Raw genomic sequence first — 16182 nt, 5'->3', positions numbered from 1 at the left:
TTATCATATATATTTTCTCTTAAGAACAGACACACTAAAGTAGAAAAAAACATATTGACATGGTATAATTAATGGGGGAGATTGGAAGAGAAATGCCAGAAAAAGCGAACATTACAGGCGCTGGGCCTATTTTATAACACGAGGAATCACATCCTATGGAAGACTTGAAACCTGTAATTGCGAAAAACATCGTCGAACTGCGAAAGCTGACAAATCTTACACAGGCAGAGTTGGCTGGTAAACTGCATTATACCGACAAAGCGGTATCCAAATGGGAACGCGCGGAATCCGTTCCGGACATATCGGTTCTGAAAGAACTGGCCGTCCTGTTTGGCGTCACGGTTGATTATCTTCTCGAATCCGAACATCCGCGGAAGGCGGCAGGCTCATCCAAGCAGAAACGGCGTAATCGGCTGATTATCATCTTGCTTTCTGTTTGCTTTGTGTTCATGGTCGCCACTCTTCTGTTTGTAGGGTACAATATTTTTAAGACGCCGTTTCAGCATTCGTGGCTTCTTTACGTTTATGCCGTGCCGGTCGCGTCGCTTGTCGTGCTGGTTTTAAACTCTGTTTGGGGCCACCGCCGATGGGTAACGAATTGTGTGATTCTGTCGGTTTTGATGTGGAGCCTGTTACTGTCGCTCTACATGTCGTTTCTCTCCAGAAATTTATGGTTGCTGTTTATTTTAGGTATCCCCGGGCAGGCCATGCTGTTGCTGTGGCAGAATTTAAAAATACGGCACAGGTAGGAAGGATATTCCAGGCGCGGCAAGATGCTCCCGGGATCAGTTGATTTGCGCCTTTCATTCCACATATAGATAAATAATGAATTATATGGATGCTTTGCGTTGCTGATCCAATCGGGCGTTTTACACGGTGGGTATGGACGGGAACCCGCTTCAGCGCTGCGACTCTACTGCTGGTAGAGTGACCGACGCGCTTCTCTACTCCCTCAAATCCAGAGGTAGACGCACATTTGAACCTGGTAGGGTGACAACAGGACTGACAGGGCTGTATGATAAATGCAGTATAAGCAATGTACGGGTTGGCGGCTTTCTTTTTATATGAGAATAGCAATGAAAGCGAGGAAACATATGGCTCCGTATTTCGATCAAAGTCCCATGATGATCGGCGACCTTACAATCAGAACCCCTCTTGTCCAGGGCGGCATGGGGGTAGGCGTGTCGCTTGCCGGCCTGGCCTCTGCCGTGGCAAACGAAGGAGGGGTAGGTGTTCTCTCCGCAGCCGGGTTGGGTATGGTGCATGGGACGGGCTTCAGCCCGGAAGATAATGCCGCCGCGGTAAAAAAAGAGATTCGCCTTGCGCGCAGTAAAACGAGCGGGGTTTTAGGCATCAACATCATGGTTGCGCTTAGTGATTATGGTCAAACGGTCAAGGCGGCCATTGAGGAAGGGATTGACATTATTTTTTCCGGTGCGGGTCTTCCGCTCAATCTGCCTTCCTATGTGCCGAAAGGATGTCACACAAAATTGGTGCCGATCGTTTCCTCCGCGCGGGCGGCCAGTATTGTAACACGTCGATGGACTGAACGATACTCCTATACGCCGGATGCTTTTGTGGTCGAAGGGCCTCTGGCGGGGGGGCATCTGGGGTTCCATACCGAGCAGATCGATGACCCGTCTTACCGATTGGAAAATCTGGTTTCTGAGGTCCTTCATGTACTGCACCCAATTCAGATGCGGACAAAAAGGAATATCCCCGTGATCGCGGCGGGAGGAATCTTCAGCGGCGCAGATATCAAACGTTTCTTTGATTTGGGTGCATCCGGCGTACAGATGGCTACACGATTTGTTGCAACGGAAGAATGTGACGTCGATCCTGCGTTTAAAGAGGCCTATGTAAACTGCAGAAAAGAAGACATCGGTATTATCCAAAGTCCTGTGGGCATGCCCGGTCGTGCCATTAAAAACACGTTTTTAAAAAAAGTGGTCTTGGGGGAGAAACATCCGTCTGACTGCCCGTTTCATTGCATTGTGACCTGCAAACAGCAAAACAGCCCTTATTGCATTTTTAAGGCGCTTATCAATGCCCGCAAGGGTAATTTTGAAAACGGATTTGCCTTTATCGGGGCCAATGGTTGGAAAGTGAAGGAAATCGTTTCGGTAAAAGCGCTTTTTGAGGAGCTATCGAGAGAATACCATTTTGAAGGAAAACTTCAGGCAAACGCATGAACCGTTCAGACTCAAATCTTATTAAATGAGGTATCTGCCTTTGATCCATCAGGACAAGACCTTGGCTTGTAAAGACTGCGGCGAGGAATCTGCGTTCCCTGCAAGTGAGCAGGATTTCTTCGAGGAAAAGGGATTTATGAACGAGCCGCAGCGGTGCAAATCCTGCCGCAGTGCCCGGAAGGACAGCGGTCGGCCCCAGCGGGAAATGTTTGATGCGGTGTGTGCATCCTGCGGAAGATCCTGCAAGGTGCCTTTTCAGCCGCGGAAGCGGTAAAGACATCCGAAAGCAATTCGGGGCGGCGTGCCCTCTTGCAAAGCAAACAGCCTTACGATTCCCCAAAGGAAGCCGTAAGGCTGTTTTTTCTCCCGACAATTAGGTTGAGAAATTGATTGGTGAAGTTATCGCATAGCTATACATTGTGTCGACGCGGCTATTTCTTTGCAACACGGGATGAAGATTATTTTTTGGGATAGTCCAAGGCGTCCTGCCCAAGTGTTCTGCTTCCCATAAAGCTTCTGCTCAAATTGCACTTGGAATTTGAACATCCGGATTCTTCACAGGAGCGAACAAATGTCCCATTCTTTTCATATTTCACGTGGATTCCAACATATAGATTTAAAAAACTACAGTGTCTTCCCACCCGTTTATCCGTCATGCGTTCAGGCCTCCAAACCAGTGTTACATTCCCAATTAAGTGTCTGCACAAAGCGTAATGATAACGTTCGCCGCAGAAATGTCAGCAAAGTTACCATGAAATTCATTTCCCAAACAGATATACATAAAAACACGCCTCCGAAAGGCGTGTTTTTAAAAACGAATATTATCTGTTTCGAGAAAAACAATCGCTGCAATACACTGGGCGATCGTCACGAGGCTGAAACGGAACCTTGCAAGCTTTCCCGCAAGATGCACACACAGCATCGAACATCTCTCTTTGGGGCTTCCCATTGTTTTTACGGGCGTTTCGACAGGCCTTGCAGCGCTGTGGTTCGTTTGTAAACCCTTTTTCCTCAAAAAAATCTTGTTCACTTGCGGTAAACACAAATTCTTCGCCGCAATCTTTGCACACTAAAGTCTTGTCTTGATGAATCAAAAAAAATACCTCTTTAAAAAAATTAGTGTCCGAACATGCATTCAGGCACTAATCCATATCATACAGCAAATTCTATATATTGTCAATAGCAACTTTGAAAACATATAGAAACAGCCTTACGATTCCCTAAGGGCGCCGTAAGACTGTTTACCCCAACATCCGGGTTGGGAGATTGATTCGCGGAGGCGAACAGAGTTGTGACAAGGTTCAAAATATCATAGTTGGAAATACAATATTTTTAGATAGGTACGGAAAGACAACGGATAGTAGGAACGGAAAGCAGGGAAGAACGCAGAGGCAATAAGTTGCCGTGTGACGGCAAGCCTTTTAGCATACATATACTGCCATGCAATCAACAGTCAACGGATGGCGAATTGAAATGGTGAAAGCGCAGACTGCGCTTTTCGCGGAAATTAATCTCTTGTTATTCAGCGAAATTTTCTTTTGATAATCAACAGGGCCGCTGCGCCCATGAGCGCGGCAGCAGGCAAAAGCATAAATGGTAATTGATTTGTTCCGGTATCGGGATTGGAGGCGGTCGAACTCACGCTGCCGCTGGAGGAAACAGCCGACAAAGAGGAGTTGGAAAGCGAAGAAGATGGAACTTGCGTTTTTGTTTCTACCAGCGCGTAAGTGCTGAGATGATCGGTTGTGAATACAAATTGGTTGCCTACGACGCTCCCATCCATTTTTACAATGGTTCCATCGTCGTTGACTCGGTAAATGGCCAGACGGCTGGCATTGTATCCGTCCGGAATCGGCATGTGGATGACGATTGTACCATTTGGTTCGAACGTCGTTCCATTGGCGAGTATGTCGATCTGATACAGTTTAAAGTCTGTACCAATATTGGCAAGCGCGGTTTGGGCCGTATGATAAGATGTGCCGGATGTTACAGGTTCGATACGCAGAACGGCGCCGGCGGGCAGGATACCGTTTTGCGAGACGATTTGTATTCCCGTGGAGGAATCGGTCATGGTAACGGTGCTGCCGGACGAGCCGCTGCCGGACGAGCCGCCGCCGGACGAGCCGCTGCCGGACGAGCCGCCGCTGGACGAGCCGCCACTGGACGAGCTGCTGCTGGACGAACCGCTGCCGGACGAGCCGCTGCTGGACGAACCGCCGCCGGACGAGCTGCCGCTGGACGAGCCGCTGCTGGACGAGCCGCTGTCGGACGAGCCGCCGCTGGACGAGCTGCTGCTGGACGAACCGCCGCTGGACGAGCCGCCACTGGACGAGCTGCTGCTGGACGAACCGCTGCTGGACGAGCCGCTGCTGGACGAGCCGCTGCCGGACGAGCCGCTGTCATAATCTGTGCTGAACGTGAGCGTGTTGGCCCCGGCAAAACTGTTCCATGCGGCTTTGCCGTCAGAAACCACAACGCTAGACTTTGCATTGGGGTCCACATCGTTTTGTGCCATACCAATTGCAAATGTGGCAGTCGTCGGGTCTGTAATACCCAGAACCGAAAAGGGGATAGCCGCCTCAAGGTTCCACCCGGTGGATGTATCGGAACATCCGGTGTGGACGGCGTTGTATACCCCATCAGCATAATTGGTTTGTTGGTTGCTGGCGCCGCCGCCTACACGGAGCGCCGGCTTTCCGTCACTTTGATAGGTAAAGATGAACTGCACGTCGTTTCCGCTATAATCGCCCTGCGAATCCGTAGGCGAAATATATAGGCCGACATCGTCATAATCCCAACTGTAAAGCGCGCCCGACGGGGCGTTTGAATCACCTGCAAAGATTTTTTCCGGATTACAGAAAAGCGTGCTATCCGTATATTTGCCGGCGACATACAGATTGTTTTGATCCCAGGTATACTTAAACTGCATGCTCTTTCCGGTTGTTGGATCTGTATAGGTGATGAAAGAATCCGACCAACTGGCATCGTCCAGCTTGCCGTCAATGACAGGGGCCGTCTTGACCTGTTTGGCCACATAAGTGGAGTTTCCGGTTGTTTTCTGCGCTGCGAGCGCGTTCGCATACGTATAGGTTACCTGATCCTGCGAGAGCGCCGTGCTGTAAAGCCTTGCCAACGCGACCGAGCCGGTAGACGGATACTGCATCTGATTGCCCGGACCGCTGTCACAGCCAAGGTAATAGGACTGGGCGCCGGAAGAATCAGATGGGAAATGAACCGTGCCGGGCGCTGACGCGGAATCCACAAGCTGCCCGTTCACATATAGCTTTGCCGTTGTTCCGTCATATGTGCCCACGGCATGGTACCAGGTTTTTGCGTAAATTGTGGATGTCAGTTCCTGATAACTGCCATTGATATTGATAAACCATACCAATTTGTTTCCCTGGGCGCCGAAGCCCATGCCGCCGCTTTGCTGATTGGAGAAAATATCATGCTCGTTGTTTGAGGAGAGATCGGGAAAATTCACCATGCATTCCATGGAAACGGCGTTTTGCATTTTGCTGTAGATCGTGTCGTTGGACGGATAGCGATAAGCTGCGGTTTGACCGTCAAAAGAGGCGACGGTTCGGTTAAGCGCGGTGTCTTTTGAAACTGTTGGCGTGCCCAAGGTCTGGCTGGCAAACGTGCCGGTTTGATCGGCTGGCGAGCCGTTGGCAAAATTCACATCCATTACGTCTGCTCTGGGGGCTTGCACCTGAGCGTTGCTCAGGATGCCGCTAAGGTTAGACTGGTAACGGGATTGGACATCACCGGCGGATATGGCTGCTGATGTCACGCGAACCATGGCCACCGAGCCGTTGAGCAGGGTGCTGGATATGGCCGTGTTGTGGCCGTTCGGGTTGCCGCCGATGCAGATGGCGATGCCGCTGTTGTTGTTGACCGTCCCGCTGGCAGCCTGCGAACCGATCAGTTGGCCGTCTAGATACAAGCTGACGGTGCTTCCGTCATAAGTCGCAACCATGTCGTAATATTTTCCCGTTTGCAGCTGCGTTCCCACGCGGGTATAGCTGCCGTTGATATGTGCCCAAATTTCACAGTAGTTGGTAGACGTCGTTTCAAAGCCCATGCCGGAACCGCTTTGGCAGTTTTCTACAACCACATTGTCACCGACTTTATTGAGCTTGAAAATCGATTCAGTGGTGAATGAACTGGACATATTGGCAAGCTGTGCGTCTGATACATCGTAATTCAGATAGCTGCTCCCGTCCAGAGAAAGGACCGTTTTGCCTCCCAGGCTGCTGTCCGCAACCAATTTGGGGCTTCCGACTGATACCATTGGGGTAAGATTGCCGGAAAGATCCGATTCGGAACCGGTGGTATAGTTTACATTCAGGATATCCGGAAAATTGCTGCCCTGATATCCCTGGCCCTGTACCTCAAAGGTTTCTGGAGCGCTTTCGTTTCCATAGCTGTCCAGTGCGGTGAGCTTGACAATATAATCGTTGTTGCTGATTTTGAAGGGGCTGATCTGCGAAAGGGTAGCGGTTTTGGTCAACGTGGAGTTCATGTCGCTTGCCTGATCGGCGCGGTAGAAATCCGAAAGAGTGGAAAGAGTCGTGATGGTTTTGCCGGTGGCTTTGTCAATAAAGGACAGATGATAGGCGTAAGTCCAGTCGGAGTCCGTGCCCTGAGCCTGCGTGAACTGGAACTTGTAGCCGTTGTTGTCCTGTTCCAAAACCTTAAATGTTCCGTCGGACGGGAACGTTGGCGCCGTCCCGGCCGCTTTTTCCGCATCCGGTGTAAAGGAGGTCAGATGCGTTTGGGATGTTGGCGCGGGAATAATCCAAGGCGTCTTGATTTGCTTGTTTGTTTCAAAATCCATGCGTGTCAGCCGGACATTATTATTTGCGTCTACCTGCATGAACAGGCCCTCGGATGTATCCTGGCAGTCGGCTGTTTCCATGCCGGAAGCAATGTCGATAAATTCTTTGTTATTGTTGTAATCATCGTTTGTGTGGTTGGACATATAGTAGGTGGAGCCGATTTGCACGGCCGTATAACCGCCCTGCCAGATATTGCGTTCGTCCTGTTCCGGATAGTGTAGATGGCCGTTGAAAAAGACGACCTGCGGATAATTTTTCAGAATGGCGTCGAGCTGTGACCCCGCCCAGAAACTACCGTCGTTGCTCCCCAGGTTTGTACCGACGATGCCCGGGTGGGAAAATACGAAGATCGGTTTATTGGGGTCTGCTGCAGAGGCTGCGGCAAGCTGTGTTTTCAGCCAATCCAGGTCCGTGCTGCTGTAGGTGACGCCGCCGTTATAGGCCGCGCAGTTGACGACGATGAAGTGATAGCCCTTGACCACCGTGTGATAATCGGCATTTTCGATTTCAGATTCGGTGGCGCCATTGAATACCTCATTGCCGAAGATATTGGTGTAAAGCTGGGCGCCTTTAATGGTGTCGTTGTATTGCGACATGTTATAGAAATCGTGGTTGCCCATGCCAAAGATAAAACGCGTTTTGGCAGGGTCGATGCCGCTTTTGTCAAATACGCTTTTGGCTGCCTGCACCTGGCTGGTCATGCCGTAGTTGGTCAGGTCACCGTCTACGACGAGCGCATCCAGATTCTGGGCGCCGCCGGCAAAGGCGATTTCCTGAGCGAGTGCAGTGGCAAGTTTGGAAGACTGGAATGTTTCGGTCGGTACCTCAATGTGGGTGTCGGCAAGCACCGGCACGTTCAGAACGATGTTGCTGGAGTCAAACGACTGGGTGTTGCCGGAAGAAACGGTGGCGGTCGCTTTCTGTTCCGGCTGCCCGGATGCAGAGCTCAGGCGGGTCACTTTCCACTTCTGCCCGTTTGACTGCTGCGCGGATGAGGCGGTTGCTTTGTCAGCAGTTGTGCTGGCGGACGATGCCAGGGCCCCCCCTGTATTTGACAGGCCAAGGCTCAGCACCAGCGCCAATACTGCGGAGATCATTTTGTTTTTCAGCATATATCCTCCCTCTATAGATGGTTTTCCTGTGCTTTTTATGTAAACTCATGCGGCTTGCTCGGGGAGGCCGCAATCCTTTTTTTCTTCTCTGCAGAAGGGTGGAGGGTATACAATTTTGCAGCAAGATAAGCGACCAGAGGTACGGAAAGGATCACCGAAAAGCTTCCGGTCAATCCCTGAATGAGTTCCATTCCGACCTGATTGGTGTTGATAAACTGCATAAACGGCACATTAAAGGAATAGATCATCATCAGCAGTCCCATCGAGTTTCCGACAAACGCCAGAATCAGTGTGGAAGACATGGTGCCCATCATGTCCTGACCGATATGCAGCCCCGAGAGGAATAAGGCGCGTATGCTTTTTCTGCTCTCCGCAGAGAGTTCCGCGATCGAGGAGGCAATTGTCATGCTGATGTCCATCACGGCGCCCAGAGAAGCAATCAGCACAGAAGCAAACAGCAGTCCATCCACATGCATCCCGGTGGTTTGGCCGATAACAATCAGGTCTTCCGCCTCCATGATGTTGACACCGGAAATATGCAGAAGCGACGACAGCAGGGCGCAAAGCGCCCCGGACACAACGGTTCCCAAAACAGAACCTAAAATGGCCACGGCTGTTTTGGTTGACCAGCCGCCCACTAAAAGCATGGTGACCACAACGATGACGGAAGCGGCAGCTACAGACGCCCATAAAGCTGAGTAACCGTTGTAAAGCATTGGCAACAAGAAAAAAAACACGGTCACAGCCGTTAACAGCACCCCTATAGCGGAGACAGGTCCTTTCTTTCCGCCCAAAAACCACAACAGTACAAAGAAAAGTCCAACAAAAACCAGAATGACCGGTGCCCGCTGGTAATTGAATACGGTAATGGGTTGGTTTTTCAGCTTACGGTTGATGCTGACGACAATATGGTCGCCGGCTTTAGCATGTACATTTTCCAGGGTGCTCAAAACATTTGTGATCTCGACTGTTTTTCCCTTCATGCTACCTGAAAGGATCTGTATGCGCAGATGCTGGGTTCCGGTCGCATAACCAGGAACGATCATGCTTTTGTTCAGTTGTTCGTTGAGCACGGAGATTACCACGGCATCTTCCAAATTGTCTCGCACCTGTGTGCCAGGCACCATCTTTTTGGGATTGCAGACTTGAAAGATGACGAGGAACAGGATGTATACGCTCACGGTAATGAGCGCGGCCGGTATACGGCGTACATGCCGACGGTCTGTGCGGTGACTGATTTTCACGCATAATTCTCCTTTGCTTTTGTGACGTTTTTTGACCGATTCCACAAATATGACTGATATATTGGGTTTATTAAAAATTTTATACCGTATTTTTACGGTTTTAAATGGAGTTATAGTAAAGACTGTGTAATAATTTTGTAATTCTATAGAGACGAAACGCCTGGAAAAATCCGGCTTGAAAGGCAGCGGTGTGGCCGGTACATAAGAACAAACCCATTCGGCCTTTGTAATGGGGCGGAAAAACCGGCTGTTTTCCAGCACGCCAAACGCTGCAAGAACCGACGCGGTCATTACAGCCTGATTGTTTCCGTCAGAGAGAATGGGCCCAATATAGCGCACCCATCTGGCAGATCACAGCGAACAGCTTACCTATGATGACCACTTGCACATTTCTGCTATAAAGCGCAAAAAAAATAGCCCCCAGTTCGGGAGCCATTTTCATATGGAGCAAATTAGGCTTGGAGTGATCTCATAGAAATCTCAGAGGAAAATGCAAGAGATAGAACTGTTTAAATTATATAAATAATACTAACTGTAATTTTTATAGCGCACTTGGCATTTGCCACATAATCCACATAATAATGTATAATGCGCACACTTTTACAGCTCTGGGTCGTCGACAACCTTTTTAATCTCCGAAATCATGCTGATTGTAAGTTGGTTGTGATAAATTTCGCGGCGGATTTTTTCGTCTTGAAGCATGCTCATCATGGCATCGTTGTGCTTCAGTTTCTGCACATTGTTTTGAGGGAAGCTGTCAAATACGTGCAGTTCCTCATAGGCATTGTAATCCGCAACAAACGGGAAACGGAGGTTGCCGTAAATCTCATCCCGGAGCACTTTCCACACACCGACGCCAAGGGAGGTTTTGGGCTTTTTGAAGCCCTGCTTCGCAAGCTGAATCACCCTGCCCGCGAGTGCGTAAATTTCTTTGTCAATCTTCCGGCTGCTCTTATATTCATCGGTTGCGAAACCGGCAAGGTTTGCAAATTGATATTCAAAATAGGTTTCCAGAATTTCACGAAGATTCGGTACCTGGCTCAGAGGCCCGGAAATGAGGACGCCGATCTGTTTGCCGTCCAGCACCGGCGTATGCGTTTTGCAAAAAGATCGGTCAAAGTATTTTTTCCATAGAGAAGACAGATATCGGTCCTTGATGGTTCCCGCAAAAATGATCACGTCGGAAGCAAGAATTTTCTCATTGTAGAAATCGATGAATCCATCTTTGCCCGTATACACACATTCGTAGTTGTAGCCGCACCGGATGCAGCCAAGGCACCCACCTTTTATGTCAATGTCCGTTAGGTTTACGAGCTCAATATCCTGCGCAAAGGAATTCCTGAATGTATGAATCATCTTTTTCAGATTCTCATTTTCGAGTGAATCCGTTACCACAAGGACTTTTTTACCGGTCGTGTCGAGCTTTTTGAAACCGGCTTCGGGTTGATACCGGATTGGCTGCCAGGAAATCGGCTGAAAATTTTTGGCGGTTATCTGTTTTTCCGCAATGGCATCAAAGAAATGCTGCGCAAACATTAGAAGGTTGTTTCGGACGTCTTCTTGTAACAGATCATCCATATGCGGGGAAAACGAGTCGACATAGTGCATCCCAAAATCGTCGCAGACGGCGTTCATATAGTTAATGGCAGTGCGATCACTAACTTTCACGGAAGTGGCGATTACCGCGGCATATTTGCCAGCAAATGCGTCAACGGCGTTCCGTTCGGAAACAAGCTCGATAAACCGCTTATATTGAGAAGCCACGGCAAAAACGTAAAGCGGGAAGCCCCATAGTATGCCATCGCTTTCCCGTACCTCCCGGATGATTCCTTCAAAAACGATTTTATCTTTTTCGATCTGGTTTATGTTTTGCGAGATGTTGATGGTTTTGAGTTCGTGCTGCGGATATTTTTTCTGAATATAGCGAACATACTGCATGGTGACGCTGATATCCCCCTTGGGGCTTCCATTCAGGACGATGATTTTCATAAAAATGCTCCTTACTGTATTTTCTGCTTTAAATTTTTCAGGTAGCTTTTATACCAGCGGATAGAAAAATCATAATAATCCAGCCCGAAATGGAGTGTGCCGAGGCTGAATTCATCCGCTTTTTTTTCGATTTTGGGTTTAAGCTCCGAGAGGCTTTTTTTGTATTGCTCAATGTCACGAATGTATCGCTCAATGAGTAAAATGGCCTTATCAAAGGGCAGATAACGGAAAAAGAATATTTTTGCCAAGGCGGATGAAATATCCGTTTTCGAAACCAAGATCGGGGCAGACAGCCATTTTTCAAATTCCTCTTTTCCCTGCTCGTTGATGGAATAAATCTTTTTCAATTTTCCGTTTTCAATCGTCTCTTTTAATTCGACGAACCCTTTTTGCACAAGCCTTTTTAATGACGGGTAGATGCTTCCGAAACTTGCGTCGACAAAATAGGAGGTGCTCATGCTCATGTGCTGTTTCATGTCATATCCGGTCATATTGCCTTGCATTAGAAATCCCAGCAAAATATATTCAGTCACGCCATTTCCCCATTCCTTGATATGCATCTATGTGATATGTATCGTTGCGATATAATTATATTCCGCGTTTCTATTTTAGTCAACAAAAAAGCGGGAATTTTTTGAAAATCAAGTGAATTCCCGATTGCTCCACGTCGCTTTAATGTCTTATAGCTGATAGAGAAGGCAGGAGCGCCCCATACAGCGGCGAAGGTTAGTTTACTCTCCGTCAAGAGTGCACTCTATCGGGCGTGCACTCGGGAGAACGATAAGGCCCGTAGATTGCCTAGAACCTCTTGAAAGAAGGAATACTTACGACACTTGAATCCTGAAAATCACACGCAAGGGTCAAAATGCAAGATAGGATATGCCGCGGTTCTACAAATGAATCCCCAGACTGCATGAGAATCGTTATACCGCCGTAGAAAATCATATGGGGGCATAAGGAATGCGGGCGGTCATAAAACCAGATGCGCCCGGAGTTTATCCGACACCGTTATACATATGTTATGTCCAGCTTTCCGAGGGCAAGATTCAGGACGATTGCGCGGTGCGGCAAAGCATGCAAAAAGGGCGGGAGGTCGGCTCCATCGGTGACAAAGAATTTTGTTGAAAAGCGGTCAAAACACCCGAGTGCGTTCGGGGAAAGGCAGCCGTCCGCCTGATCGTTTGGCGCGCTGACCACCACGATGTCCGGGGCAATTACCCGTGCGGCAGCTGTCGTGATGCCGTCTGACCGACCGTGGTGCGGCAATTTCAGCACATCGGCTTTTAAATCCACTTTCTGCCGCAAGAGACGGTCCCAGCATTCCGCATCTGTGTCGGCACCGAGCAGAACGGTTCTGCCGCAGCAGATCAGTTTGAGCACAAGGCTTGTCCGATTGGTAAGAGTAAAAAGCTGCCGCAGTAGCAGCGTGCGCTTCCGTGGAGACGGTTCCTCAAAGAACGCACGGATTTGCTCTTTTTGTGTGTGCAGAATATCTTTTTCCGGCCCGATGCAGCTTATGGAAAAGCCGTTGTCTTCGTAGAGGGGCGCAGACATTGCGGTGATCTCGCGCAGGCGGGCAGTCGCGCCAAGAGCGGAGCAGATGTGCAAATAGCCATAAAGCGCATGCAGTTGTTCCTCTTGGCCAGAGCCGGCGTCCGGAAAATCCTGCGCCGCTTCCAAAACTTCCCGTGGAAGCAGGCAGTTGCACCACAGTTCCCCGACCGGAAAGCGGTCGATCACGTCGATAAGACCGCCAACATGATCTTCATGCAGGTGGGTTATAATGAGGATGTCAATCTTTTTTATGCCGATTTCTTTCAAAAAATCGGCGGACCGGGTTCGCATGGGTTTTGCATATGCAAGGTGCTGCCCGGAACCGCCGTCGATCAGCATGCAAAAGTGCTTTTGGTTTTCACCTCCCTCGATCAGAATCGAATCCCCATACCCTACGTTTATAAAATACAGTTTCACGATGCGGCCTCCGGGATCAAATAAATGTTTTTGTGGTCCAAATGTAGCAGCACCCGCTTTCGATCGTTCATATCAATGGAGAAGTCGGGATCATCCACGGTGAAAGTCGTTTCAAGCGCCTCGATCCGATATCTTGCCACCCGGCCCAAAAAGCTGCTGTCCACGACGGTTCCCCATACATCATTTTCAGCCGGTTCACCGCCCGGATTTTCCTGCCCGTCAAGCGGACGCAAGGTGATTCCTTCCGGCCGCAAAAGCAGCGTGACGTTTTCCCCGGGATGCCGGCCGCTTTGCCCGGCCGGCACGCGGATAAGGGCATTCCCAGCGCGGACGGCAAGCTCCGACTCGCTGGAAGGCACCACCGTTCCTTTGATAAAATTGGCACACCCCACAAAATCCGCCACCAAGCGGTTCGCCGGCCGGCGGTAGATTTTCTGCGGGGAGCCTGTCTGCATCACTTTGCCTTTATTCATCACGATAATCGTATCCGATATGGCCAGAGCCTCTTCCTGATCGTGCGTCACATACACCATGGTGATGCCGAAGCGTTTTTGAATGGCTTTCAGTTCCTCCCGGACATCTATCCGCAGTTTTGCGTCGAGATTGCTGAGAGGCTCGTCCAGCAAAAGGATGTCGCTTCCCATCACCAGAGCCCGTGCAAACGCGACACGCTGTTGCTGCCCGCCGCTGAGCTGTTTGGGGAACCGGTTTTCCAACCCTTCCAGATTGAAAACCCGGAGCATCTCGCCGACTTTTCGTTGTATTTCATCCCTGCCTGTTTTGGCAATGCGCAATCCGTATGATACGTTTTCCACTACGGTCATATGAGGAAACAACGCGTAATCCTGAAAAACCAGCGGCGTATCCCGTTTGCTGGGTGGAAGATCGTTCACTTTCTTTCCTTCAATCCGAATCTCGCCTGCATCCGGTTCATAGAATCCGGCAATCAGGCGCAAAAGCGTCGTTTTTCCACATCCGCTCGGTCCAAGAAGGGTAATGAATTTTCCTTTTTGCATTTCAATGGTGACATTCTCCAGAACGGGAATCCCGTTGAATCGTTTGCTGACGTTGTGCAGTCCAACCGCTGTCTGTACATCCATGTATGTGCCTCTTTCCTTAAAACACGCGTTCGTTTCTTCCCATCTTGCTTTGCCTGCGCAGAAGCAGCCGGATCACACCCATCACCGCGAAGGAACACGCAATCAGCAAAACGGTCAGCGCCGCGGCGCTACCCCACAGGCCGGTCTGTACGAAATTCAGAATGGAGATCGTGCCGACCATCGTATTGACCGAATAAATAAAAATGACGACGCTCAGACAGGTGACCGATCGCAGAAACGCGACCATAAAGCCGGACAGAAACGGTGCCCGCAGCAAGGGGAGAATGATCCTCCGAAAGGTCAGCAGGCTTCCCCCGCCAAGATTCAGCGAGGCCTCCTCGATGGAATCCCCGATTTGCTCCAGCGCGGCCGTGCTGGCGGTATAGCAGTTGGGTAAATTCCACACGGTCAAGGCAATCACCATGATCGCCGTCGTACCGGTCAGGAACAGCGGGGGCTCGTTAAACGCGATGGCAAAACCCAGACCCAGAAAAATTCCGGGAACGGCTCCGGGAATGACGGCGAAAAAATCGAGAACGCGGCCAAGCCCCGTATGCTTTTTCTGTACCAGGTATGCGGTGGCGGCCCCGATGATGGAGCTGAGCAGCGCGGAAAGGAGCGCGTACAGAATACTGTTCACGATCTGACCGCCCGCAAAAAACACATAGAGATAATTTTTCAGCGACGGCGTCCAGTCGTATCCCCACAGCTTTGTAAAAGAGCCGTAAAAAAGAATGCCGTATACGCTGAGAACAACCAGAGAAAAGAGCATGCAGACGCCGAAGAGCACCCATTTTACCGCCGGCGGTGTTTTGGAGAGTGTCATGCCGTTTCCTTTGCCTGTGACCGTCACGTAAGAACGGCGGGTGATCCAGTATTTATTCATAAGAAAAATCAGCACGGCCGGAATCAGCAGCATGGTCGTGAGCATCGAAGCGGTGGAAAGATTGCCTATCCCCACCACCTGCATATAGGCCTCTGTGGGCAGCACGCTGTAATTTCCTCCGATCATCACCGGGTTGCCGAAATCCGTAAGCACGTTGATTGCAACCATGAGTGCGCCGCCTGCAATGCCCGGGCGGCAGAGCGGCAGCGTGACATCGAGGAAGACCCGCAACCTTGTGGCACCCAGGTTGGCCGCGGCATATTCCAGACTTGGGGGAATGCTGGAGAGAACGCCTTCCATCACGGCATATGCATAAGGGAAAAATGTAATGGTCTGGACAAACCAGAGTCCCTGCCAGCCGAATATGTTGACATGCAGGCCCAAGATGCGGTTGGTGACGATTCCCTGCCCGCCGAACAGCAGGATATAAGAAAGAGAGAGGATGAACGGCGGAGACAAGATCGGCAATATCGTTACGAAATGAAACAGCTTTTTGAGCGGCACCGGTAAGCGAACGATCGTGTAAGCGAACAAAAAGGCGGCCGCCGTCCCCGTCAGCGTTGCCAGCGCCGTCAGAAAAAGGCTGTGCAGCATGGCATTGCGCCAGACGCCGGCTCTGAAAAACAGGGAAAAGTCGGAGCCCGCCGCATACCCCAGAACGCGGAACACCGGCCATACGATGAACAGCGCGGAGCACACCAGCAGCAAAATCACACTGATGAGAACCAGCGGGTCTTTTTTCATTTGCGCCATATCGCCCAAACGTCTTTTGATAACGACCGGCATGTATATTCACTTCCTTATCCGTTTGGCTAAAACGCAGATTTCCAACAAAGGGTAGAGCCCC

General features: G+C 50.1%; 11 protein-coding genes. 3 read left to right on the top strand and 8 right to left on the bottom strand.

Annotation, left to right across the window (positions count from 1 at the left end; genetic code table 11):
- Nucleotides 1–155 precede the first annotated feature (155 nt).
- From ETHHA_RS14715 to ETHHA_RS11250, 3 genes are all read left to right on the top strand, one after another.
- Nucleotides 156–749, top strand: coding sequence for a helix-turn-helix domain-containing protein (locus tag ETHHA_RS14715; protein ID WP_013486095.1), 594 nt, complete (start codon nucleotides 156–158; stop codon nucleotides 747–749).
- A gap of 345 nt (nucleotides 750–1094) precedes the next feature.
- Nucleotides 1095–2192, top strand: coding sequence for an NAD(P)H-dependent flavin oxidoreductase (locus tag ETHHA_RS11255; RefSeq protein ID WP_013486094.1), 1098 nt, complete (start codon nucleotides 1095–1097; stop codon nucleotides 2190–2192).
- A 43-nt stretch (nucleotides 2193–2235) separates the two neighbouring features.
- On the top strand, nucleotides 2236–2466 hold the full coding sequence (locus ETHHA_RS11250; RefSeq protein ID WP_041687569.1) for a zinc-ribbon domain containing protein: 231 nt from the start codon (nucleotides 2236–2238) through the stop codon (nucleotides 2464–2466).
- A gap of 547 nt (nucleotides 2467–3013) precedes the next feature.
- Here ETHHA_RS11250 and ETHHA_RS15295 read toward each other — a convergent pair.
- The 8 genes from ETHHA_RS15295 to ETHHA_RS11215 all read right to left on the bottom strand — a co-directional run bounded on the left by ETHHA_RS15295 (nucleotide 3014) and on the right by ETHHA_RS11215 (nucleotide 16121).
- Nucleotides 3014–3283: a zinc-ribbon domain containing protein gene (locus tag ETHHA_RS15295; RefSeq protein ID WP_083803784.1), complete on the bottom strand. Its 270-nt coding sequence runs from the start codon at nucleotides 3281–3283 to the stop codon at nucleotides 3014–3016.
- Nucleotides 3284–3714: 431 nt separating this feature from the next.
- Nucleotides 3715–8145, bottom strand: a complete 4431-nt coding sequence (locus tag ETHHA_RS11245; protein WP_013486090.1) for a LamG-like jellyroll fold domain-containing protein — start codon at nucleotides 8143–8145, stop codon at nucleotides 3715–3717.
- A gap of 35 nt (nucleotides 8146–8180) precedes the next feature.
- Entirely contained in the window at nucleotides 8181–9650 is a 1470-nt protein-coding gene (locus tag ETHHA_RS11240; RefSeq protein WP_159033374.1) for a YibE/F family protein, read from the bottom strand.
- A 339-nt stretch (nucleotides 9651–9989) separates the two neighbouring features.
- Nucleotides 9990–11378, bottom strand: a complete 1389-nt coding sequence (locus ETHHA_RS11235; RefSeq protein WP_013486088.1) for an NAD(P)H-dependent oxidoreductase — start codon at nucleotides 11376–11378, stop codon at nucleotides 9990–9992.
- A gap of 11 nt (nucleotides 11379–11389) precedes the next feature.
- Nucleotides 11390–11938 carry a helix-turn-helix transcriptional regulator gene (locus ETHHA_RS11230; RefSeq protein ID WP_013486087.1) on the bottom strand — a complete coding sequence of 183 codons (549 nt, stop codon included), beginning with the start codon at nucleotides 11936–11938 and terminating at the stop codon, nucleotides 11390–11392.
- 448 nt (nucleotides 11939–12386) lie between these two features.
- Complete coding sequence (locus ETHHA_RS11225) at nucleotides 12387–13349, bottom strand: ComEC/Rec2 family competence protein (protein WP_013486086.1); 963 nt, start codon at nucleotides 13347–13349, stop codon at nucleotides 12387–12389.
- Entirely contained in the window at nucleotides 13346–14449 is a 1104-nt protein-coding gene (locus ETHHA_RS11220) for an ABC transporter ATP-binding protein (protein ID WP_013486085.1), read from the bottom strand. The genes ETHHA_RS11225 and ETHHA_RS11220 overlap by 4 nt, the downstream gene beginning before the upstream one ends.
- A 16-nt stretch (nucleotides 14450–14465) precedes the next feature.
- Nucleotides 14466–16121, bottom strand: coding sequence for an ABC transporter permease (locus ETHHA_RS11215; protein WP_013486084.1), 1656 nt, complete (start codon nucleotides 16119–16121; stop codon nucleotides 14466–14468).
- Nucleotides 16122–16182: the final 61 nt, after the last annotated feature.

Origin of the sequence: Ethanoligenens harbinense YUAN-3, assembly GCF_000178115.2 — a bacterium.
Lineage (GTDB): Bacteria > Bacillota > Clostridia > Oscillospirales > Ethanoligenentaceae > Ethanoligenens > Ethanoligenens harbinense.
This window is presented reverse-complemented; position numbering and strand designations above follow the sequence as displayed.

Bases quoted from the DNA above. Each gene is read 5' to 3' on its own strand.
- ETHHA_RS14715 (WP_013486095.1), top strand. From the start codon at position 156: ATGGAAGACTTGAAACCTGTAATTGCGAAAAACATCGTCGAACTGCGA.
- ETHHA_RS11255 (WP_013486094.1), top strand. From the start codon at position 1,095: ATGGCTCCGTATTTCGATCAAAGTCCCATGATGATCGGCGACCTTACA.
- ETHHA_RS11245 (WP_013486090.1), bottom strand. From the start codon at position 8,145: ATGCTGAAAAACAAAATGATCTCCGCAGTATTGGCGCTGGTGCTGAGC.
- ETHHA_RS11235 (WP_013486088.1), bottom strand. From the start codon at position 11,378: ATGAAAATCATCGTCCTGAATGGAAGCCCCAAGGGGGATATCAGCGTC.
- ETHHA_RS11230 (WP_013486087.1), bottom strand. From the start codon at position 11,938: ATGCATATCAAGGAATGGGGAAATGGCGTGACTGAATATATTTTGCTG.
- ETHHA_RS11220 (WP_013486085.1), bottom strand. From the start codon at position 14,449: ATGGATGTACAGACAGCGGTTGGACTGCACAACGTCAGCAAACGATTC.
- ETHHA_RS11215 (WP_013486084.1), bottom strand. From the start codon at position 16,121: ATGCCGGTCGTTATCAAAAGACGTTTGGGCGATATGGCGCAAATGAAA.